Genomic DNA, 20,986 nt, shown 5'->3' with positions numbered 1-20,986 from the left:
GGAGGTCTCCGTGAGTTCCACCGCCGACGAGGCACTCGCCCATGCCGTGACGGCGGCGCTCATGTTCCTGCCTGGCGATCGTCAGGCCACACCCCAGGAGGTCGAGCAGGCAGCGACCATGGCCATGAACGTGGTGAGCCTGAAGGAGATGACCGTCGACCGTGTACGGCTCATCAAGGCTCTCGAGGCCAAAACGAGCGTCTACCAGGAGGAGTCGTCGGCCCTGCACAACTCCGACGGCCACATCCCCTGGCTCGCAGACGCCAAGAACGACCGCACGTGGGCCTTCTGGGAACGCTACTACCGGTACCTGAAGACCGTCCGTGACCTGCCTCCACAGGTGGCACGGGGTATCGACCGCAGCACCGAGGAGATCCTCGGCGAGCTTGAGGACCCGCGTCGTCCCGGCGCGTGGCGACGCACCGGTCTCGTGATCGGTCAGGTGCAGTCAGGCAAGACCGGGCAGTACATCGGGCTCGCGACGAAGGCCGCAGACGCCGGCTACCGGCTGATCGTCGTCTTCGCAGGCATTCACAACGATCTCCGAAGCCAGACGCAGCTCCGCATCGACGAGGGCCTCCTCGGCTTCGACACCCAGTACCAGCTGCGGTCCGACCAGGAAGGCGCCAACTGGAAGATCGGTGTGGGCGCCATGTCCCACGTGGATCAGCTGCCGGTCGCGTCGCTGACCAACAGCGCGGAGAAGGGCGACTTCGACCGCCGCACGGCCGCCAAGGCCAACCTGCCCATCGCCAGCTTCCCCGTCGTCCTCGTGGTGAAGAAGCACCGTCGGATCATCGACTACCTGCGTACCTGGGTGACCGAGGTACATGGCGAGGACGACCCGACGACGGGCCGGAAGACCGTCCGGGACATCCCTCTCTTCGTGATCGACGACGAGGCCGACAACGCGTCCATCAACACCTCGGACCCTGACAACGAGCCTTCGAAGATCAACGAAGCGATCCGCCTGCTGGTAGGGAGCTTCGCCAAAGCTTCGTACGTCGGGTACACGGCGACACCGTTCGCGAACATCTACGTCGATCCCGACGCCGACCACGATACCCTCGGCGGCGACCTCTTCCCCGACAGCTTCATCCGCACGCTGCGCGCCCCGTCCAACTACCTCGGCCCGGAGCGCCTGTTCGGCCTCCGTGTGGACAACGAGGAAGAGGACGACATCGAGCCGCTGCCCCTGATCCGGCACGTGGACGACACCTCCGCGTGGATCCCCGAGAAGCACAAGTCAGGTCACACCCCGGCCGGCGACCTGCCTGCCTCGCTCCAACGGGCGATCCACTCCTTCGTCCTCACCTGCGCTGCTCGCCGTGCACGGGGGCAGGTACACAAGCACAACTCCATGCTGGTGCATGTCACCCGGTTCACGGCGGTCCAGGGACGTGTGCGTGATCAGGTGGACGACTTCGTGCGCCTCCTCACGGACAGTCTCCGCGACCGCTACGGAAGCGCATCAGAAGCCTGCCTGGCTGAGCTCCAGGACGTCTGGGAGAAGGACTTCGTCTCCACTACGGACTACTTCCCGGCAGACGAGGCCGAACGTCTCACCTGGGACGAGGTGGCTGAGGAGATCCTCCCCGCCATCCAGAAGTTCCAGGTCAAGGCCGTGAACGGTGCCGCGAAGGACGTTCTCGACTACTACGAGAACCGCCACAAGGGCCTCTCCGTCATCGCGATCGGTGGCGAGAAGCTCTCCCGAGGTCTCACGCTCGAGGGCCTCTCGGTCAGTTACTACCTGCGCTTCTCGAAGACGTACGACACCCTGCTCCAGATGGGCCGCTGGTTCGGTTACCGGCCTGGCTACGAGGACCTGTGTCGCCTATACACGACACGTGCGCTCAAGTCGGCATACGCGGAGATCACTGCGGCGACCGACGAGCTGCGCCGCGACGTGGAGGAGATGGCGGTTCTGGGCCTCACTCCCCGGGAGTTCGGCCTCAAGGTCCGGACCTCGTCGCTCGGTCTGGCTATCACCGCCGCGAACAAGATGCGTCAGGGGACACGCGTGCGGCTCAGCTACTCCGGCGAACTGGCCGAGACCACCATCTTCAACCTCAGTGACGGCGTGGCCAAGAAGAATCTCGACACGCTCCACACCTTCACCAAGACGTTGACCGAGCTCTCCGCCCCGGTGGTCGACGAGGCCAGTGGCAGCCTCGTCTGGCGGGGGATCCCCCCGGAGACGGTGGCCGCTGCCTTCTTCGACAGGTACCAGACCGCAAAGGAAGCCCACCGGGTCCGTCCCCAGTTCATCGCCGGTTACATCCGCCAGTGCGCGAAGTACGGTGAGCTGAGCGACTGGACGGTGCGTGTCGTGGGCAGGAAGCCCGTCACCAGACCGGTGGATGTCGCCGGGCACTCCTTGGGTATGGTCACCCGGGCCGCCTCTAGGAGGACCTCGGAAAGCCGCTACACGATCAAGCGTGTACTGAGCCCCAAGGACGAGAGCACCGATCTTGACCAGGGACAGTACGACAGGGCCATGGCGGCGACGAAGAGAGCCGCTGAAGGCAAGCTCAAGCGCGACGGCAAGCCCAGGAACCCCACCACCCCCACCGGCACCCCGCTACGCGCTCAGCGTCGTCCCGACCAGCCGCTGCTCCTGATCTACCCGATCGAACCGCCAGCCTCGGACTGCCAGGATCCGTCGGTCCCCTTGATCGGCTTCGCGGTGAGCTTCCCGTTCTCGAAGCATCAGAGCAAGACCGAGTACGTGGTCAACGAGGTCTGGTGGAAGCAGGGTTCGGACATTGACGACTTCGACAGCGAGGACGAAGACGAGGTCGACCAGTGATCGACGAGAGTCTGTGGCGTGAGTTGGAGTCCCCGCAGGCCGGCACCGGGCGCTCCACCAGGCGGCTGTTCCCCGAGTCACCTCACGACATCCACCTCTCGGTATCGCATCCTGGTCATCGAAGGATGCTGCTGCTGCGAGCCGATGCCCGTGCAGCCAACAAGGTACGACACCTCCTTGTGGACCTGCCGCAGACCAACGGGCTGACTCTGTCGTTCAGCTCGGTCTCCCCTCGCGAGTTCGAGCTTCAGGTCTCCCTGACCGCCGACGAGCTGCGCGAGGTGTTCACGCCACTGGTCGAGGACATAGCGAGCGTGGTGAAGGACACCGAAGCAGGCGAGACCGCTCTGGAGGCCGCCGTGCGCCGGTTCCTCCACTGGCAGCAGCTGATGCGGAGCATCGGCAGCGAGGGTCTCCGGGGTGAAGCCAGACGCGGCCTCTTCGGCGAGCTCTACGTCCTGCGGAAGTTCGTGCTGCCCGTGCAGCCGCAGAGCACCGCTCTGTCGTCGTGGACAGGCCCCGAAGGCACGAACCAGGACTTCCAGTTGCCGAACGCGGCGGTCGAGGTCAAGACGACCACAGTCAAGAGCCCTCGCTTCGTACGGATATCGAACGAGCGCCAGCTCGACGACACGGGTGTCGAGACGATCCTGCTCGTCCAACTCGCTGTGGACGAACGTCGAGGTGGATCAGGCGAGAGCCTGAACTCGCTCGTCGAGAGCGTCAGGGACAGCCTCAGCAATCCGTCCGCTCGCGCACGTCTCGAGATCCAACTGGTCCGCGCAGGGTACTTCGCGAATCACCGCCACCTCTACGACGAGCCCAGGTTCACACTTCGTCGTACGGATCTGTGGAAGATCGACGAGAGCTTCCCCCGCATCGTGGAGTCGGCCCTTCCCCGCGGTGTAGGGAACTGCACCTACGACATAAGCGTCTCCGCGCTCGAGCAGCACCGTGTCACGACCGACGAGGTCACCGCCCTGATCAGAGGTACCGATGGCTGAGCTGGCCCTTCACGACTACGCCCGCACGCTGATGAGCGACATACAGTCGCTCGCCGAGAACGAGGCCGCGTCCATCCCGACGACGTTCACCCGGCGGGTTCTGGATCAGCTCGAAGAGGCCGGCGTGGTCTCGAACACCACCGTCGCCTACCACCAGGAGCACGGCCTCGTCATCTATGGGTTCGGGGTGAGCGAGGACCGATCCACTCTCGACCTGTACACCACCGAGTACGATCTCGCCCAAGGTCAACCAGGTGCCGACAAGCTCACCAAGGGCGACTCCTCGAAGGCGTTCCGCAGGCTGCTGGCGTTCCTGCGAAAGTGCGGAACCATCCGCCACAACCACCCTGAGGCGAGCGAGGTCCATCAGCTGTGCGAGGGCGTCGAGAAGGCCATGGCGAACGCGGTGAAGATCCGGTTGTTCCTGTTCACCAACCAGGTGAGCACCGCGGGCGCTCTCCCAGAGCCGACCGAGTTCAACGGCTTGCCTGTCAGTCATGAGCTCTGGGACCTCACCCGCCTGTATCGGCACGAAACCTCGGGCTCGATCAGCGAGCCCATCGTGGTCGAGTTCGACCCGCCCCTCTCCTGCCTGTCGGCCGAGAGCACCGAGCCGAACCACTCAGTGATCCTCGCCGTACTGCCCGGTGAACGGCTCGCCCAGCTATACGACGAACACCGGACGCGTCTGCTGGAGCTGAACGTCCGAGCGTTCCTCCAGGCCCGTACAGCGGTCAACCGCGGGATCCGGGACACCCTGCTGAACCGGCCGGCGCGTTTCCTCGCGTACAACAACGGGATCACGGCCACAGCGTCGGAGGCCGACTTCGTCACGGGCCCGGATGGCCACCCGGTGGCCATCCGCAAGCTGACCGGACTTCAGATCGTCAACGGCGGCCAGACCACGGCCACGCTGCACCACGTCATGAAGCGTGACAAGCAGGACCTCACGCAGGTCCGGGTGCAGATGAAACTGTCCCTGGTCGCCCCAGACCACCTTGAGGAGATCGTCCCCCTGATCTCCCGCTACTCGAACACCCAGAACAAGGTGACGCTGGTCGACTTCAGCTCGAACCACAGATTCCACGTGGACTTCGAGCGGGTCAGCAGGTCCCTCTGGGCTCCCGCAGTGGACGGAGGTGCGCAGAAGGAGACCCGCTGGTTCTACGAACGGGCGCGCGGCCAGTACGCGGAGGAGGAGGCCAAGACGCCCACCGTCACCGCCAGACGGAAGTTCCGAGAGGAGCACCCCACCAAGCAGCGGTTCAACAAGTCCGACCTCGCGAAGTACGTGAACTCCTGGAACCAGCTGCCTCACCACGTGAGCCGCGGTGCCCAGAAGAACTTCAACGAGTTCATGATCATCATGAAGGGCGCCCCACCGGTCGTCAACGTCGCCTACTGTCAGCGAGTCATCGCCATGGGCCTGCTCTTCAAGGCCATTGACGCGGTGGCGAGAGAGCACGAGGCCGGAAGCCACAAGGCGCTCGTGACGACGTACACCATGGCTCGGTTGTCTGCCGCCACAGCCCAGAGGATCGACCTCGACCGTATCTGGCGCCAACAGGGAGTGACTCCAGCCCTGCTGTCCGCAGTGAACGACCTCTGCCCTCTCGTGATGGAGAAGGTCATCACGCAAGGCAAGCACGTCACGGAGTGGGCGAAGAGCAGCACCTGCTGGGAAGACGTCTCCGACCTGGACTGGGAGGTTCCGGATTCACTCGAAGCCGAACTCCTCGAACAGCCAGTCGAGTTCGCGGTGGACACCTCGGAAACAGAGGGGGAGAACCTGGCCGAGGTACGGGGGATCGGCTCGGCCGAGTGGGAGTCACTCGGCGAGTGGGCGCTCCAGACCCGGAATCTGGCACCCTCCGAACGGCAACTGGCAAAGGCCGTCGCCACCAAGCTGCGAACCGAGGGCGAGATATCCCCCGCCCAGGCCAGCCAGGCGCTGCTGGTGCACGAAAAGGCGATCGGCATCGGATTCAGCCCGGCCGTCGTCTAGCCCTCTGACCGCGCAGGTCCGCGATCCAACCGCTGAAGGCGCGGCGGCTGGGCCTGCTCATGTGCGCAGACTTGGCGCTCCAGGAGGGTGGCAGAAACTGCAGATACCCTCACGTCCTCACCGGGTGCAGTCAGCAGATTGCAGAGCAGGTTGATCATTCGCCGGTGAACAGCGTCAGCACGCTGCCAGCCCCTGAGACCACCCGGGGGCTCTGTTCGGCGTGCTGCGCCTGGAAGCTCTGCAGTATGTACAGTAACGGCAGAACTTTCAGTACCAATTCTGATATCGACTGCTCACCAGCTGGAACTTGTCAGATTTCTTGTTGTTGCAGTAAGAGCAGAGCAGTTGGAGGTTGGTGACGTCATTCAAGCCTCCTTGAGCGAGCGGAATCATGTGGTCAAAGTTCTCAGAACTGAACCGGTTCACCAGTCCGGTGAGATCGCGCCCACACTTGGCACACATGCCGCGATCGCGAAAATATACGGCACGCTGCACCCACTTGGGCATTTTTGCCCTCCTGGGCACTCCGGCCCTCTTCAAACATTTCATGTACCCAGAGTCCTGCAACTCATCGACATCGTACGCCAGCCCCCTCACATACAGGGACAAGTACTCATGGAGCGCCTGGAGGGCAACTCGGTTCGTGAACATCAAATAGAAGACCTCGCCAGAAATCCTGGCCAGAAGGTCTTCGTACTCTTGACCCCATCGCAGGTCGAGGAAGTGCTCGTAGCAAGCGTCATACACCTCCGTTGCGACCTCAAATCGCGTCACGTTCCCTTCAGTATGAGCTATGAGCGGGACGTCTGGAATCTCAAAAGAAATTTTGTCCTGCAGGCCATAGGAAACCAGGGCCGCTTCAATGGGTATCGTCCGCTTGGGCTGCATGGGATCTGAGCCGAATAGGACAACTCTGTCCCCAGCGTTGTCCGCTTCCAGAATTTCGTCCGTAACGTAGCGAATGAATTTGTGCAGCGCACTATCCCTCTGCCAGTGCGGCAGGAATTCAAGGATTCCGTCATCCAGCATCAGAGCTTCGAGATAGTGGTAGTCAGGGCTCATTGCGAGCCTTTCCACCTTGCTGGCGATTCGATAGGTACTGTAGTAGTTGTGATCGAACCACTGGTTCTGGCTTCGGTTCATTCGCATCCCTTTTCTTGAGGGTGTCGAAGCTCTTACACCTGGTCCTACCGTGTCTGCAAATGTCACTCTTCAAGCGCGGACCGTCTGGATAGCTACGGCGATTGCTCTGCCCGGATGGGTTCGCCGGGTCGCTCAGGCCGCAGCGGCGCTGCGGGTACGGACGCGTTTCCTCTGTTTCGCGGCCAGGACGTCGCGGTGGCGTGCCCCGGCGTGGCGGTCTGAGCCTCACGAGGCGGCTCGCGCTGCGCTGCGTCGACGGAATCCGTCCCGCGGCCGGCCAAGAGCCGTCAGAAGCGCCCTGGTCCACGAAGCGGCCGAGGACCTCCTCGAACCGGTGCAGCTTCACCACGCGGTCCGGAGCGAGGTTCCTTGCACTGTCACAAAGTTCCGTTCCCCAGAAGGTCACGGGCTGCGTCCTCGGCGCGCCGTAGGACGATGCGGCCGTCACCGTCGCTGAAGGCGAGCAGTTCGGTACCTGGCATCAGGCCCGCCTCCGCGAGAAGACCCATGGGAAGTTCGACCTGACCGTGGTCACCGATGCGGATTTCGGCGGGTTCTCGGAGCATGGAAGGAGTGTGGCACGCTCCCTCCCCAAGTACCTGGAGAACTGGACCACTGATCATGGACCGCAGTGTCGAGAAGCCGGCCAGCGGCTGGGTGCGAACCGGGAAAGGTGATCATCTGCGCGGGCGCCGGTCCCGTGACACCGGCCCGGAGGTGAAGCTGCGGCAAGCAGTTCACCGTCTTGGGCTCCGCTACCGGCTCCAGCGCAGAGTCGCTCCCCGCTGCACTGCGGACTTCGTCCTGCCTCGTCATCGGGTGGCCGTGTTCGTCGACGGATGTTTCTGGCACGGTTGCCCTGTCCACGGTGTAGTCGAATTCCAGGGGCCGAACGCCAAGCGGTGGTCCGACAAGATCGAAGCGAACAGGAGGCGCGACAGACGCAACACCGAGGCATGCGAGGGCGCCGGTTGGACCGTGATTCGCGTCTGGGAGTGCGAGGTACGTTCGGACGCAGAGCAGGCAGCGCTCAGGATCTCCGTGGCGTGCGGCCGTAGGCCCGGGTGATCGACCTCGGCATGTCTCCCCCTGCTTCGACTACTGCTTACTCCTTCCCTTTGCGTTGCCCTTCGATTTGCTGTTGGCCTCCACCGCCGAGACCTCATCGGACTTCCGTGGGCAGTACTTACTCAGCGGGCAGTCAGAGCACAGCGACCGTTGGGTACCGCAGACCGTGTTACCGAGGAGGCGCAGCGCTGCCATACGGAGCGGCGCGCTGTCGTCTCCTGCACCCACGAGTCTCACGAGGTTGACGCGGCCGTCGCTGAGCCTGTTCGTGCGGTCCGCGTCACTGTCGTTCAGGCGCGCGGCAACTCGCAGCGCGCCCTGCCCCACCCAGAGAAGGTCGTCGCCCGCCAGCAGGCGGTAGAGCGAGGACTCGGCCGGCTTCAACGCGAGGCGTTCGGGAATCTCGAGACGCCTGCTCTTGTGCCAGGCCGCTGTGTCATCGACGAGAGGGGCGAGACGTTCCAGCCGGGTTCTGGCCTTCTCCGAGGGAGCCGCTTGCAGGAGGTTCTCGTACGCCTTGGTGGTGAGAGACTTACGCGATCTCACGTCCGCCAAGACCTCGTCCATCTGGGCTGCTGACAGCTTGGTACCGGAGAGGAGCGCGATCACCGCCGCTGAGAGTGGTGACAGCTGCTCTCCTGGGAGATGCCACCAGTCGTCACCGTCTCGCCGGCTCTCTGCCCAGGCCGCCAGTTCCTCCCGGACCTGTCGCCAGTGCGGTTGCAGCCCTCCGAGTGGCGCCTGCACACCCTGCACCGGTGCGAGGGCCTCGGCGGCTGCCTTGCCCAGCAGCGGGGGCACCGCGTTCCCGATCTGCCGGAAGGCGTCACTGCGAGTGCCGGCGAACCGGAACCAGTCAGGGAAGGTCTGCACCCGGGCCGCCTCACGCACAGTGAGCGTGCGCGGCTGGTCCGGGTGGATGTACCAGTAGCCGTCCTTGGCGATGTGCGCTGTGATCGACCGACTGCGCTCGTCCCAGGCAAGCTTCTTGTACTTGTCCGTGAAGTGCTCGGCGCTGTAGCGCTGGAGCCGCTTCGGGATGTCCGAGTACAGGGTCGTGGAGTCCATGTGCTTGGAGAAGATCTCCCAGTCGTCCTCGCGGACCCGCCGCGTCATGTGGTCCCAGATCAGTCCCTCTGGTGCGTCCTTGCGCATCATCTCCACGAACGAGGAAGGAGCCTCCGGAGCGCAGTACGGCAGCTCTCGTTCACCGACGCGCTTTATCGGCTGCGGGTCGAGATCGGGAAGGTCGCCGATCGCATCACGGAGGCTGGTGAATCCCTCCTGCTTCGGCTGCCAGTCGAAGCGCTCGACATCGTTCCTGGCGAGCAGGATGAGTCGTTTCCGGTGTTGGGGGACACCGTAGTGCCACGCGTCTACCAGGCGAACCTGTGTGGCGTACCCGAGATCCTCCAGGCGCTGCTCGATCGTGCGTACGACAAAGAAGTCGTCGCCGAGCCCCATGTCGGGAACGTTCTCCATGAGTACCGCGCGAGGTCGGACTTCCTCGACCACGTGCAGGTAGGAGCGCCACAGCTCCTTACGAAGGTCCTGCGGATCCCGATTGTGGTTGGCCACGAGATCCCGGATCTTGCTGCGTCCGGCACGGCTGAACGGCTGGCAGGGAGGGCCGCCGGCGATCAGGTCGATGTCGGCGCCCTTCAGGAGTCCTATCAGGGTGTCGCGCTCGTCCGAGTTGCCGAGGTCCATGCGGAGGCTCATGCCCGGGAAGTTCGCCGCGTGGGTCTCCAGCGCACGCTCGTCGAAGTCGACAGCGGCTGCGACCGTCCACCCCGCCTGCTTCACGCCGAAGCTCAGGCCGCCGGCCCCGGAGAAGAGGTCGACCGCCAGTCGCTTGCCCTTACCGTAGGTCTTCAGCCATTTCCGGAAGTTCCCTGGAGAGCAGCTCTCCTCATGGGGTTCCAACGGGAGGTAGTCGCTCCGCTCCAGGGGTACGCCGTACTTCCCCTTCTCCACAGCACGCCCTCCGTACACACGACATGAATGAGCACCAGGAGATCACGGACCAACCTGCGGAGGCAATGATTCCGGCACCCCTGGACTGCCGGAACGCTTGACTTTCGCCTGGTCTGACCCGCCTCGCGCCCACATGGTCGGCGTAGCGCGCGGCCGGCGTCCGAGGCGGTCTCCTGGTGCATCCTGAGGTGATCTATGGTACGGGACGCCACCGACACTGCTGTCGGCGGCCCGCACACACAGCCATCTTGTGCCAACCCTGCATACCCGTCCCAACGAGGGCGCGCTCCAGAAGACACATTCGAAACGGTTCGTCTTCGCCAGCACGGCTGATTCGGGTGACTTTCGGCCACTCCGGCGCCGAAGCACCCGGCGTGCCATCCGTAGGCACCATTCGCCGCTCGTGTCGCCTATAGGATTCTGACCCCGGCCTGCTATGCGAACAGGCAGCGCAGATGGTGACCGAAAGCGGGGCTCAGGTGGACTCGGAGGACACGGAGGCGTACCTCCGGCCGCGCGCGCGACTGATGAGCACCTTGGGTGAGGAACTGATCAGCAACGAGCGGGTCGCCCTCACCGAACTGGTGAAGAACGCGTACGACGCCGACGCGAGCCTCGTCGTGATTCGGTTCAACGCACCCCTCGAAGAGGGGGTGGGTTCCATCGAGGTGTGGGATGACGGACACGGCATGTCAGCGGAAACCGTCCGCGGCACCTGGATGGAGATCGCGACTTCCCATCGACACCGGCGCCCCCTCAGTGAAGGGCGCGGGCGTCGAGTGCTCGGGGCCAAGGGCATCGGAAGGTTCTCCGCCGCTCGTCTGGCACGTGTGACCTCGCTGGCGACGTGCCGTGGTGACGGTGAAGAGGTGACTCTGCGACTCGACTGGCGCAGCTTCTCCGTCGAGGACGCCTATCTGGATCAAGTCCCGGTCAACTGGTCGGTTCGGTCTCCGAAGGTCTTCGCCATCGGCGGCGAGGCGGAGCAGTTGTTCGACGACCTGGCCGGAGAGTTCCACACTGGCGTGGCCGCAGAACCGGACCGGAGGCCGCACGGGACGGTCGTGCGCCTCGAAGGTCTTCGCCAGCAGTGGACGGCGGAGTCCATCGAGACTCTGAAACGGTCCCTCTCCCGGTTGCTCCCGCCTCCGCCCCCCACGGAGCTGGCAGTGCCGGACCAGCCAGAATTCTCGATCTACATCGAGACTCCGCCAGGCGAACTGCATCACTACTCGGGTTTCGTGAGCGCAAGCGAGACGCTGGCACATCCTCACTACCGACTCGTCGGCGCTGTGGACGCCAACGGACAGGCACACCTCACCCTCACTGCCATGGGTGTGGAGGAGGAACTCGTCATCCGCGACGACTTCCGGCAGGACGCTACTCTCCCCAGCTGCGGCCCCGTGAAGCTGGACATCCGAACCTGGGATTTGGACAGCGGTTCACTGCGCAGACTTCTCAAGATCGACCTCGGCGCCCGGAACGTCAGCGAGGTAAGACAACTCATCCGGGGCAATACCGGCATCGCCCTGTACCGCGACGGTTTCCGTGTCCAGCCGTTCGGAGAGACCGGATACGACTGGCTGGAGTTCGACCAGCGCCGCGTGAACAACCCCACCATGCGACTCTCGAACAACCAGGTGGCGGGCTTCGTCTACGTCACAGCCGACGGGAACCCCGGACTGCGGGACCGCTCTCACCGCGAAGGGCTGATCGACTCCCCGGAGTACGAGGAACTCAAGAGAATCATGGTCCAAGCCGTGAGCAGGCTGGAGACATGGCGGTACAGACTCCGCAGGCCCGAGCCTCCCCGGTCTCCGGACAGCAAGCCCCTGCTGCCCCCGACAGAGGGCGGCGGCCACGGGGTCTTCCAGAACTTCACCCTTGACCCACTCCGCGATGTGGTCAACCAGCGCTATCCGGACGACGCCGTACTCGGACGCGCTCTGGACGAGGCCACGGAGGCCATCAACGACAGTGTGCAGAAGGTCCAGGAGATCATTTCCCAGTTCTCCCGGCTCGCCACGCTCGGAACCCTGGTGGACGTGGTGCTCCACGACGGCCGGGCCGCCCTGACACGTATCGCCTACGTGCTGCGGAGGCTGAACAGGTTGGCGAAGGGAACGAGCGAGCAGGATCCCGGCCTCTACGAAGCTCTCACCAAGGTCCACACCGACTTCAGCGCTCAGGAGAAAGCCCTCGACCGGTTGTTCACCCGTGTCGAGCCCCTCAGCGGGCGCCAGCGCGGTCGTCCCAAGAACATCTCGCTGCACGAGGCCATCGACGAGGCGGTGTCCGTACACGAGGCGGAGCTCGCCAAGCAGGGCATAACCGTCACTGTCGGCGGAGAAGACGTGACCGTGACGGCAGAGCCGAGCGACATCGCCCAGGTGATCCTCAATCTCGTCGGCAACGCGATCTACTGGCTGTCCACCCTTCCAGAGGGCGCTGACCGCTGCATCCTCATCACGACCGAGCGCACCCCCGACGGTGAGGTCGACATTGATGTCAGCGACAACGGTCCGGGAGTGAGGGAGGAGATCAGGGACCTGATCTTCGACACTTACTTCAGCGACAAGCCCGACGGGATCGGGCTGGGGCTGAGCATCGCCGGCAGCGTGGTCAAGGACTTCTACGACGGCGACCTGTACCTGGTCTCGCCAGGACCACTTGCCGGCGCATGTTTCAGAGCACGTCTTCGAAGGAGAGTTGGGTGACAGAGGGGGGCGCGGTGTTCCGGATACTCGTCGTCGACGACGAGGAGGACATCGCAGGTGAACTCAAGGACATGTTGGAGGAGGAGCTCAGCGACTTGGGCTCCATCTCCATCGAGACGGAACAGGACTTCGGCGAGGCCGAACTGATCCTCGCGAGAGAACAGATCGACTTGGTCGTTCTGGACGTCAGGGACTCGTCTCAGGGGCCGGGCATAGTCCCTGGTCTCGAACGGCGAGGTCGGGACCTGTACGACAGGATCGCGAAGACCCGCTGGGTTCCGGTGATCTTCTGCACCAACGTCCCCGGTCAAGTGCAGGACTTGGAGGCGCCACCGCTCGTCCAGGTCGTGACGAAGCACAGGCTGGACGAGGTTCTGGAGGCCGTGCGCATCGGACTCCAGTCCGGAGTCCCGTCGCTGACCCGTCGGCTCGGTGATCTCGTGGACCGGGAGATCCGGGACTTCCTGCGGGACGTCATTGCGCCGAACTGGCCGGACATGGCCGAGGCCGACCAGCAGCAGATCGCCCCGCTGCTCGTACACCGGCTGGCCGCCTGGCTCAAGGAGAACGCGATCCGAGAGCTGGACGGTGCCCTCGACGGGGCGGACGGCACCGTGGTCGGCCACTCGTCGGCCGCCCGGACCTACCTCAAGCCGCCCGTGACCTTGCACCTCACCTCGGCCGACCTTCTGCGTGATCCAGAGGGATCCTGGTGGCTGGTGCTCACACCCGCCTGTGACCTGTACGAGGACCCTCCAGTGCCCCATCCGAGCCGTCCGCTGCGGAAGGCGAAGGCAGAGTTCGTTCGGGTCGCCAAGGCAGGCCCGCTGTTCGAGTCGACCCTCGTGGCCAAGTGGCGCGAGGAGGGGACGAAAAGGAACCGCGACGCTCTCCTGAGGGTGTTCCGAACGGACGACAACAGGTTCCAGCTCCTGCCTCAGTACCTGGACATCCCGCATCTGTTGCTGGACAGGGAGAACGTGAAGTCCGTTCCCCTGGCAGAGGCCAGAAGCTGGGACCGCGTCGCCACCCTCGACAGCCCGTTCGCCGAAGCCACGCTGACCGCACACAGCCATGCCGTGGGGCGTATCGGAACTCCGGACCTGGTCTTCGAGCAGCTCAAGGTCGAACTGGGCCTTGTGAAGGTCAAGAAGCAGGTGCCACCTGCTCGCACTGCAGGGCGGAACGACGTGCTGCGCGAGTGACGCATGCCGTCGCGTACTGTGCGACGGCATGCGGGCTCCTCGCGTCATCTCGCCGGATTTCGCACCAGCGGCCTGAACCCAACGCACCGGGTTCGACCGTCTGGTCGACCCGCCTTCCTCGATCTGACGCTGGAGAGCCATCACGTTCTTCGTGTTGTTCACGGTGACGATCCCATGGGCCGTCACCATGAGGGGGCAACGAGGCCAGCCATAAGTTCGCGGAGGGCTTCGAGGTCCCCTATTTGTGCTTGAGGTCCGTCGAGTCGCTGGTGGCGCGCTTCGACGTCTCGGTCTGCCGCAGACCGTCGACGCACTCCGCTCTCCGCCGATCTACCTCGGTGCCGTCGAGGACACCTTGAGTGGCTTGGTCGCCAGACACCCCATAGCCGACGAACTCCTCGACCAGCAAACGAAGACGGGTGCGGCTCCTCTGAAGTGAAGGTGGTGGATCAGGCGGTCAGTCTGTATGTGGCCTGTTCAGCGGTGGTGTAGAGCCGCTCGTGTTCGCGGGCGGTGTGGTAGTTGAAGTAGTCGTCGAGGTCGCCGTTGCTGGTGACGGCGCGGAGTTTGAGGACGGCTTCGGCGCCGGCGAGGCCCCAGCGGGCGCCGGTGATGTCGAGGCGGTCGGCGATCAGGTGCCGGCAGGCGCCTTCGATCGCGTCGGTGGCGATGGGCCAGCCCGCGGCGAGTGCGGTGTCGCAGTGGAGTTGGCCGAGGTGGCCGGTGAGATAGCGGTGGCAGGCGATGACCGCTTCGCGCCGTGAGGCCGGGAGGTTTGCCCGGTCGGCCTAGGTGTATTGCCCTGTGAGGTTGGGGACGCGGCTGGCGGGTGGTTGGCCGTTGAGTGCGGTGTGTCCGCGGTGGTGATTGTAGGTGTGCAGCCACTGCGGGAACGCTTCGCGGCGCTCGGCTTCGGACCGGTAGGGGCGGGCGTAGGCCCATTCGTCGAGCAGGGTGCGGTTGAAGCGTTCGACCTTGCCGTTGGTCTGCGGGCGGTAGGGCCGGGTGCGTTTGTGGGTGATCCCGGCCGCGGTGAGCACGTCGCGCCAGTCGCGTGAGCGGTAGCAGGAGCCGTTGTCGGTCAGCACGCGCTCGACGGTGATCCCGCACTCGGTGAAGAAGGCGTGGGCGCGGGTCCAGAAGCCGGTGGCGGTTTCCTTCTTCTCGTCGGTGTGGATCTCGCTGTAGGCGAGGCGGGAGCGGTCGTCGACGGCGGTGTGCAGGTAGCTGTAGCCGACGTTCTTGCGGTTCCTGCGGCCCGCTTGCCGGCCCAGCATCTTGTGGCCACCGCCGTCGGGGATGTTGCCCAGCTTCTTGATGTCCACGTGCACCAGCTCGCCGGGCCGCTCGCGTTCGTAGCGGCGGATGACCCGGCCGGTGGCCCGGTCCAGGTGGGTGAGGCGGGCCAGGCCGAAGCGGGTCAGTACCCGGTGCACGGTCGAGGGCACCAGACGCAGCAGGTGGGCGATGCGGGCCGGTCCCCACCGGCGCAGGAGACGGACCTTGATGATCCGGCGTTCGGTGCGGGTCGGGGTGCGGCGCGGGCTTGCGTGCGGGCGGGAGGAGCGGTCGGACATGCCGGCCTCGCCGAACTGCCGGTAGCGCCCGGCCCAGCGCTGGGCGGTGGTCGGCGAGACCTGGAAGCGCTCGGCGGCCCGGCGCAGGGGCCAGCCGTCCTCGACCACGCAGCAAGCCAGGCGCAGCCGTCCGGTCTCGGTCAGGGGTGCATTACGGTGGGGCACGAGGGCCTTTCGGTCAGGTGTAGACGTCGCAATCCACACCGAACCGGAAGGCCCTCACCTGTTCAAGATCCCACAACCGAGACCTGACTCACCCGTCCACAACCTCCCGGGACAGAACACCGCCCTGTCGGGCGGACACACCGGCGAGATCGGTCACATCCGCATCCGCGACCTCGACCAGAGTGCCGCAGCCGTGTGGATTCACGGCTCCACCCGTACCGACGCACGGTGGTGCCCGCTCGACCCGTGGGCCCTGCGCGTCCTACTTGCCCGAGCCGCCTTCGTCGCCCGCCAGCAGGGCAGTCTCGAAGCCGTACCCGAGGCCCGACTCGCTGTCTCCTCGATCCCCGCGCCGGACGAACAGCTACAGGCCCGGGCCTGCGTCGCCCTGTCCGATCTCATCCGCCGCATTGGTCTGGGCACGGACCCGCGAGTGAAACCAGCATCCCTGACCGCGTACGCCGCCGTACGGATCTTCAGCGGAACCGGAAAGATCGAAGATGTCGCCCGCGGGCTCGGGCTGCGCTCCCTGGATCGAGCCGCTGACCTCGTCGGCTACGACTGGGCCCGCCCCGCGGCCGAAAAGCAGGCCGCCAGTGCCTGAGGACATCTTCGGAGACGCCGTCCCGCCGGCTCAGCGTGCCCCACGCAAGAGGGCCTTCAGCGACAAGGACCGCCGCACCCTTCACGAGCGCCTCACTGACTGCGCCCACAACCCCGACCTCTACGAGCTGGCCGAGATGCTCCCGCCACCAGGCAGGGTCGGAAGACGCCGTGATTATCCTGACATCGCGTTCCTCTTCTTCCTCGCAGCCCGGAGCGCCCTGGCCTCGGCGCGCCGCACCGCCGCGCACCTCGAAGACCCAGAGGTGTGGACCATCCTGAAGGCCGGAGCGCGCGCAGAACTCGGCGCTGCGGAAGCAGCCCGGCTCCCCGAAGCGGGGCCAACGCGTGCACAGTGGCTCCGCGCCCAGCGACGGCTACAGGAGCAATCCCACGATCTCTGGGACGCATACCGCCCTCTCGCCTTGGAGCAGGCGCTCAAGCAAGGGATCTTCCCCGAGCAGGAGGTCCGGTCGTGGAGCAGTCCGCAACGGCACCAGCTGATAGCCGCCGACGGCACGGTACTCAAATCACCGACCCTGGCGCGGGCCAGCCAAAGCGTCGACATGACGACCGGCGCGATCCGCTATCACCGCATCGACCCGGCCTCCGTCTCCCAGACTGAAGGAGGCGGCACCGAGGTTTCGGCCCGAAATACGTCTTCTTCTCCGCCAGAAAAGACGAGAACTACCTGTCCCGGGTTTTCCTCGACTCGCGGTACGTACCCCACCTCCGCCCCGGCGGAGAAGCAGCCGTGGCCGTAGAGGGCGTCATCGACATCATGGCCGCGGCCCCCGGTTGCATGGGAACCCTCTACGACGGCGCCATGCGGGGCGTACACCGGGACGCCATCGCTCGCTACGGTGGCCTCGTCATCAACAAGCAGCACAAAGGGAATGAACCGCAGTTTTATGAATCACTGCGCCGCGGTCGCTGCACCCACGAATTGTGGGCTGCCAGCGGACGTATCGCGGAGAAAGTCCCCCTCGTGGACGCAACAGCTGAACTCGTCCCTGTGCCGATCAAGAGACTGGAACGACGCGGGGTCCGGACGTTCCGCTGGTACCACGTGCTGGCCATCCCGTGCCGCCATGGCGTCCACGAACACCGGGTCGGCGTCGGTACAACCAGCCGCAAGGGCGAGCGGCCACCCGGCGAAAGCGACGAGGAGTGCGGCTTCCACCGCGCTGAGCACCTGCAACAGATCCCGGAATTCACCCGCACCCACCAGCTCGTCTATCCCTACCGCAGCGACGCCGAGTCGGGCCACGCGCAGCTCGACGCCTCCCTGTGGAACGGACGCCTCATCTCCTACGGTGTCGAGGCCCAGCAACTCCTGACCCTCGGGTTCGTCCTCGCACAGAACTCCACCAGCCGTGCACTGCACGAGGAAGGAGCACCAACGCTCAGGCCCACGGCCTGACGCCGGCGATCAACCTTCAGACACCAGAGCCCGCCCGAGCCTCGATCCGGTACCCTGTGGACCGAGCGTTCCGGGCGGGCGCTGCAGCGTGTCACGCGGTCCACCACGTGCCTCGTCACCGCAGCATCATGATCCAGATCACTCAGGGCTTGACCGGGAGACCCCGGCACGGTCTGTTCACGAGTTCCGTGCAAGGTTTCGCACAAGCCCCGCCTTCGTAGCTCAGGGGATAGAGCACCGCTCTCCTAAAGCGGGTGTCGCAGGTTCGAATCCTGCCGGGGGCACCATGCATTACCGCTCTGACCTGGGGTTTATCCCCCAGGGAGGGCTCCTACTCGGCCTCGGACTCCTCGTCCGGGGCCGTTTGCGTGAGCGGTGCGTGAGCGGACGGAGAGTTGATCTCCGAAATTCCTCCCAACGGATCAGCAGCATCCGGCACAGACTCCGGGCCGGGATGCTCCGCGTCGTCGGGCTCCCTCTCCGCTTCGGGGGCGGTGTTTTCGGAGCTGGCGCGGGCGCGCGGTACGAGCCGGGCAGCGGCCTCGGCGATAGCGAGGTCCGCCTCGGGGAGCAGGCTCGTGTACGTGTCGGCCGTGATGGTGATCGAGGAGTGGCCGAGCATCTCCTGGATGTCCTTCAGGTCGGCCCCGGCCGCGTGGGCGAGGGTCGCGGCACCGTGGCGGAGGTCGTAGAGCCGCACCGGTGGGAGGCCGATCTCCTCGTACAGCTCGATGAATCGCCGTGTGACGTTGGCGGGGCGGAGCATCTCGCCGTTCTCCTGGGTGAAGCCGCGTCCCGTCTCCACCCAGGCGCTCTCCCACTCCTTACGGTCCTTGTCCTGCTGGGCGCGGTGCCGCTTGAGGGCCTGGGCCGTGTCGGAGTCCAGCGCGATGGTCCGGGCGCCGGCGTCGGTCTTGGGGTCGTCCTCGTACACCTCCCAGCCGTCCACGACAAGTTGCTTGGCGACGGTGATGAGACCGGCATCGAGGTTGGTGTCGGTCCACCTCTGCCCGCACGCCTCGCCCCGCCGCAGCCCGCGGAACGCGATCAGGTGGAACAGCGCGTACAGGCGGTCCTCCGCAACGTGGTCGAGGAAGAGGCCGGTGTGCTCCGGCGTCCAGACCATCACCGGCGAGGGCTTCTCGCCGGTGCGCTTCCACTGGAGGATGCGCTCGTCCGTCCACACCAACGCCTTGGGCCGCTTGCCCGCCTCCAGCTCGACGTGGGCTGCCGGGTTGAAGGTGATGAGCTGCTGGGCGATCGCAGCGTTCAGCGCGGCCCGCAGGGTGGAGCGGACACGCTGCCGCGTGGCCGGACCGACAATGCGGCGGTAGGGCTCCATCTCGGCGATGGCCGCCTTCATCACCTTGCGGCGAGCAGGGTGCTCACGCCCCGTCCAGGGAATCTGGGCGAGATCCTCGAACGCCTTGCGGCGGGCTGCGTTGCCCTCCGCGATCTCGACGTTGGCTCCGGCGATGGCCTCGAACATCTCCGAGAGGTGGGTGACCCGGAGACGGTCGAGCCGCAGGTGCCCGATCCTGGGTTTGAGGTGCACCCGGATGTTGCTCTCGTCGCGGCTGATGGCGCTCTGCCGCCCCTTCTTGCCCGCCAGCCACATGTCCAGCCACTCGCCGACCGTGAGTCGACTCGTCAGGTCCAGGCCGTGGCTCAGGCGCCTGCGGGTCGCCTCAATGTCCGGCAGCGGGGCCTTCTCGTCGGCCACCTTCTCCAGCAACTCGGCAATCTGGGCCAGGGGGACTGCAGCACGGATAGGTGACACCTGACCTGGCTTGCTGAGAGGCGGCCTGCAAGGATGTTGCAGTGCCCAAGCCGTATCCGAAGGAGTTCCGCGAGGAATCGTGCGGGTCGCGCGCAACCGTAAGCCCGGCGTCACGCTGGAACAGATCGCCGCCGACTTCGGCGTCCACCCGATCACGCTGTCGAAGTGGCTGCGCCGTGCCGACACCGACGATGGCGCCAGGCCCGCGACGGCGTCGGGTGAGTCGGCCGAGCTGCGCGAGGCCCGCAAGCGCATCCGGCTGCTGGAGCAGGACAACGAGGTCCTCAGGAGGGCTGCGGCGTATCTGTCGCAGGCGAACCTGCCAGCAAAATGATGTACCCGCTCGTCCGCGAGCTGGCCGCCGCCGCTGCCCCTCACCGGGTGCCGGTGGCGGTGACGTGCCGGGTGCTCAATCTGGCCCGCCAGCCCTACTACCGGTGACTGGACAGGCCGGTCACCGACGCCGAACTGGCCGAAGCGTATCGGGCCGACGCGCTGTTCGACGCGCACCGCGACGATCCCGAGTTCGGCCACCGCTTCCTGCCCGACGAGGCCCGTGCCGCCGGTGAGGCGATGGCCGAGCGGACCGCCTGGCGGATCTGCCGGGACAACGGCTGGTGGAGCGCCTTCGGCAAGCGAAGAGGCCATGAGCCCTTTCCAACCTGAGTTCGGAGCTTGGCCGTTGGGCTGACAACGTGGTGAAGCCCCTGGTAGATGGGTTTTCGACCAAGAAATCCGTCTCCACCAGAGGCTTCACGTGCTTGTTTACCCGTCGGGCGTCGACGTGTCCAGCTCTGCGGCGGCACCGCCGTGTGATCGGCTCCCGTTGGCGGCGGCTGAGTGCCGGTCGTCAGGCTCTCCTCGCACTCGCCCATCTGCGGGTGGGGCATACCTATGGCCAGCTCGCGGCCGGATTCGGCGTTGGAACCACAACGGCTCACCGGTACGTCACCGAGGCCGTCGACCTTCTGGCTGCCCTCGCACCCAGCCTGGCCGACACCGTCCGCACCGCGTCGACGAAGGCGTATCCGCTCCTGGACGGCACACTCCTGCCGATCGACCGCATCGCCGCTGACCGGCCCTTCTATTCCGGCAAACACAAGAGGCACCGGATGAACGTGCAGGTCCTCGCCGATCCTTTCGGCCGACTGTTGTGGGCCTCGCCGGCCCTGCCCGGCGCCGTCCACGACGTCCGCGCGACCCGCGAACACGGCATCGTCGAATCCCTTGCCGAGGCTACGTCACGTGCTGGGCCGACAAGGGGTACCGGGGTGCCGGCGGCACGGTCCGTACCCCGTGCTGGGAACGCTGGGAGACTCTCTCCACCCGGTCAGCAGGCGGTGAACCGGTCCCACGCAAAGATCCGCGCACTCGTCGAGCAGGCCATGGCCACCCTCAAGTCCTGGCGGCTCCTCCGCAAGCTCCGGTGCTCGACCACCCGCATCACCGCTCTCGTCCAAGCCGTCCTCACGCTGCATCTGACCAGCTCACACCGATGATGGAAAAG

15 protein-coding genes, 1 tRNA gene and 2 pseudogenes are annotated in these 20,986 nt (G+C 65.5%); 12 read left to right on the top strand and 6 right to left on the bottom strand.

Going from position 1 to position 20,986, the window contains the following annotated elements:
• Nucleotides 1-10 precede the first annotated feature (10 nt).
• Genes VM636_RS17605 through VM636_RS17595 form a run of 3 tightly spaced genes read left to right on the top strand, consistent with a single transcriptional unit; the run spans nt 11 to nt 5,821 of the window.
• Entirely contained in the window at nt 11-2,812 is a 2,802-nt protein-coding gene (locus tag VM636_RS17605; RefSeq protein WP_053914710.1) for a Z1 domain-containing protein, read from the top strand.
• On the top strand, nt 2,809-3,816 hold the full coding sequence (locus VM636_RS17600) for a PD-(D/E)XK motif protein (RefSeq protein ID WP_053914711.1): 1,008 nt from the start codon (nt 2,809-2,811) through the stop codon (nt 3,814-3,816). Before VM636_RS17605 ends, VM636_RS17600 begins: the two co-directional genes overlap by 4 nt.
• Nucleotides 3,809-5,821 carry an AIPR family protein gene (locus VM636_RS17595; RefSeq protein WP_053914712.1) on the top strand — a complete coding sequence of 671 codons (2,013 nt, stop codon included), beginning with the start codon at nt 3,809-3,811 and terminating at the stop codon, nt 5,819-5,821. The genes VM636_RS17600 and VM636_RS17595 overlap by 8 nt, the downstream gene beginning before the upstream one ends.
• 267 nt (nt 5,822-6,088) lie before the next feature.
• Here the strand turns inward: VM636_RS17595 and VM636_RS17590 are convergent, their stop codons facing one another.
• Complete coding sequence (locus VM636_RS17590) at nt 6,089-6,964, bottom strand: HNH endonuclease signature motif containing protein (RefSeq protein WP_053914713.1); 876 nt, start codon at nt 6,962-6,964, stop codon at nt 6,089-6,091.
• A 377-nt stretch (nt 6,965-7,341) separates the two neighbouring features.
• Nucleotides 7,342-7,530 (bottom strand): AbrB/MazE/SpoVT family DNA-binding domain-containing protein, encoded by a 189-nt coding sequence (locus VM636_RS17585; protein ID WP_053914714.1) that lies wholly within the window; start codon nt 7,528-7,530, stop codon nt 7,342-7,344.
• Between VM636_RS17585 and VM636_RS17580 the strand changes: the two genes are divergently transcribed.
• Entirely contained in the window at nt 7,502-8,032 is a 531-nt protein-coding gene (locus tag VM636_RS17580; RefSeq protein WP_338485112.1) for a very short patch repair endonuclease, read from the top strand. The two genes, VM636_RS17585 and VM636_RS17580, sit on opposite strands and share 29 nt — an antisense overlap.
• Before the next feature lie 30 nt (nt 8,033-8,062).
• Here the strand turns inward: VM636_RS17580 and VM636_RS17575 are convergent, their stop codons facing one another.
• Complete coding sequence (locus tag VM636_RS17575) at nt 8,063-10,009, bottom strand: DNA cytosine methyltransferase (protein WP_053914715.1); 1,947 nt, start codon at nt 10,007-10,009, stop codon at nt 8,063-8,065.
• A 455-nt stretch (nt 10,010-10,464) separates the two neighbouring features.
• Between VM636_RS17575 and VM636_RS17570 the strand changes: the two genes are divergently transcribed.
• Nucleotides 10,465-12,726 (top strand): ATP-binding protein, encoded by a 2,262-nt coding sequence (locus tag VM636_RS17570; RefSeq protein ID WP_234340498.1) that lies wholly within the window; start codon nt 10,465-10,467, stop codon nt 12,724-12,726.
• The gene (locus VM636_RS17565; RefSeq protein WP_338485110.1) at nt 12,723-13,931 is read left to right on the top strand and encodes a hypothetical protein; all 1,209 of its coding nucleotides are present in this window, start codon (nt 12,723-12,725) and stop codon (nt 13,929-13,931) included. Before VM636_RS17570 ends, VM636_RS17565 begins: the two co-directional genes overlap by 4 nt.
• 449 nt (nt 13,932-14,380) lie before the next feature.
• Here the strand turns inward: VM636_RS17565 and VM636_RS17560 are convergent.
• Together VM636_RS17560 and VM636_RS17555 are read right to left on the bottom strand one after the other, a co-directional pair.
• Nucleotides 14,381-14,629 (bottom strand): annotated as a pseudogene (locus VM636_RS17560) (ISKra4 family transposase); the annotation flags it as partial.
• Between the two features lie 90 nt (nt 14,630-14,719).
• The gene (locus VM636_RS17555) at nt 14,720-15,673 is read right to left on the bottom strand and encodes an IS481 family transposase (RefSeq protein WP_338485108.1); all 954 of its coding nucleotides are present in this window, start codon (nt 15,671-15,673) and stop codon (nt 14,720-14,722) included.
• Between the two features lie 193 nt (nt 15,674-15,866).
• On the opposite strand from VM636_RS17555, the gene VM636_RS17550 reads away from it, so the two are divergent.
• The 4 genes from VM636_RS17550 (at nt 15,867) to VM636_RS17535 (ending at nt 17,986) form a co-directional block, all read left to right on the top strand.
• A complete protein-coding gene (locus VM636_RS17550) occupies nt 15,867-16,277 on the top strand; it encodes a hypothetical protein (RefSeq protein WP_053914060.1) in 411 nt (136 codons plus the stop codon).
• Nucleotides 16,270-17,040, top strand: a complete 771-nt coding sequence (locus VM636_RS17545; protein ID WP_053914059.1) for a hypothetical protein — start codon at nt 16,270-16,272, stop codon at nt 17,038-17,040. The genes VM636_RS17550 and VM636_RS17545 overlap by 8 nt, the downstream gene beginning before the upstream one ends.
• Before the next feature lie 224 nt (nt 17,041-17,264).
• On the top strand, nt 17,265-17,699 hold the full coding sequence (locus tag VM636_RS17540; RefSeq protein ID WP_338485105.1) for a hypothetical protein: 435 nt from the start codon (nt 17,265-17,267) through the stop codon (nt 17,697-17,699).
• Between the two features lie 211 nt (nt 17,700-17,910).
• A tRNA-Arg gene (locus tag VM636_RS17535) sits at nt 17,911-17,986 on the top strand.
• A gap of 44 nt (nt 17,987-18,030) precedes the next feature.
• Here VM636_RS17535 and VM636_RS17530 read toward each other — a convergent pair.
• Nucleotides 18,031-19,452 (bottom strand): annotated as a pseudogene (locus VM636_RS17530) (site-specific integrase); the annotation flags it as partial.
• 106 nt (nt 19,453-19,558) lie between these two features.
• Here VM636_RS17530 and VM636_RS17525 point away from each other — a divergent pair.
• Nucleotides 19,559-19,813, top strand: coding sequence for a transposase (locus VM636_RS17525; protein WP_199825498.1), 255 nt, complete (start codon nt 19,559-19,561; stop codon nt 19,811-19,813).
• 478 nt (nt 19,814-20,291) lie between these two features.
• On the top strand, nt 20,292-20,978 hold the full coding sequence (locus VM636_RS17520) for a transposase family protein (protein ID WP_338485103.1): 687 nt from the start codon (nt 20,292-20,294) through the stop codon (nt 20,976-20,978).
• Nucleotides 20,979-20,986 lie beyond the last annotated feature (8 nt).

Source organism: Streptomyces sp. SCSIO 75703 (assembly GCF_036607905.1).
GTDB lineage: Bacteria > Actinomycetota > Actinomycetes > Streptomycetales > Streptomycetaceae > Streptomyces.
Note: the sequence above shows the minus strand (reverse complement) of the source record. Positions and strands in the feature narration are given on the sequence as shown.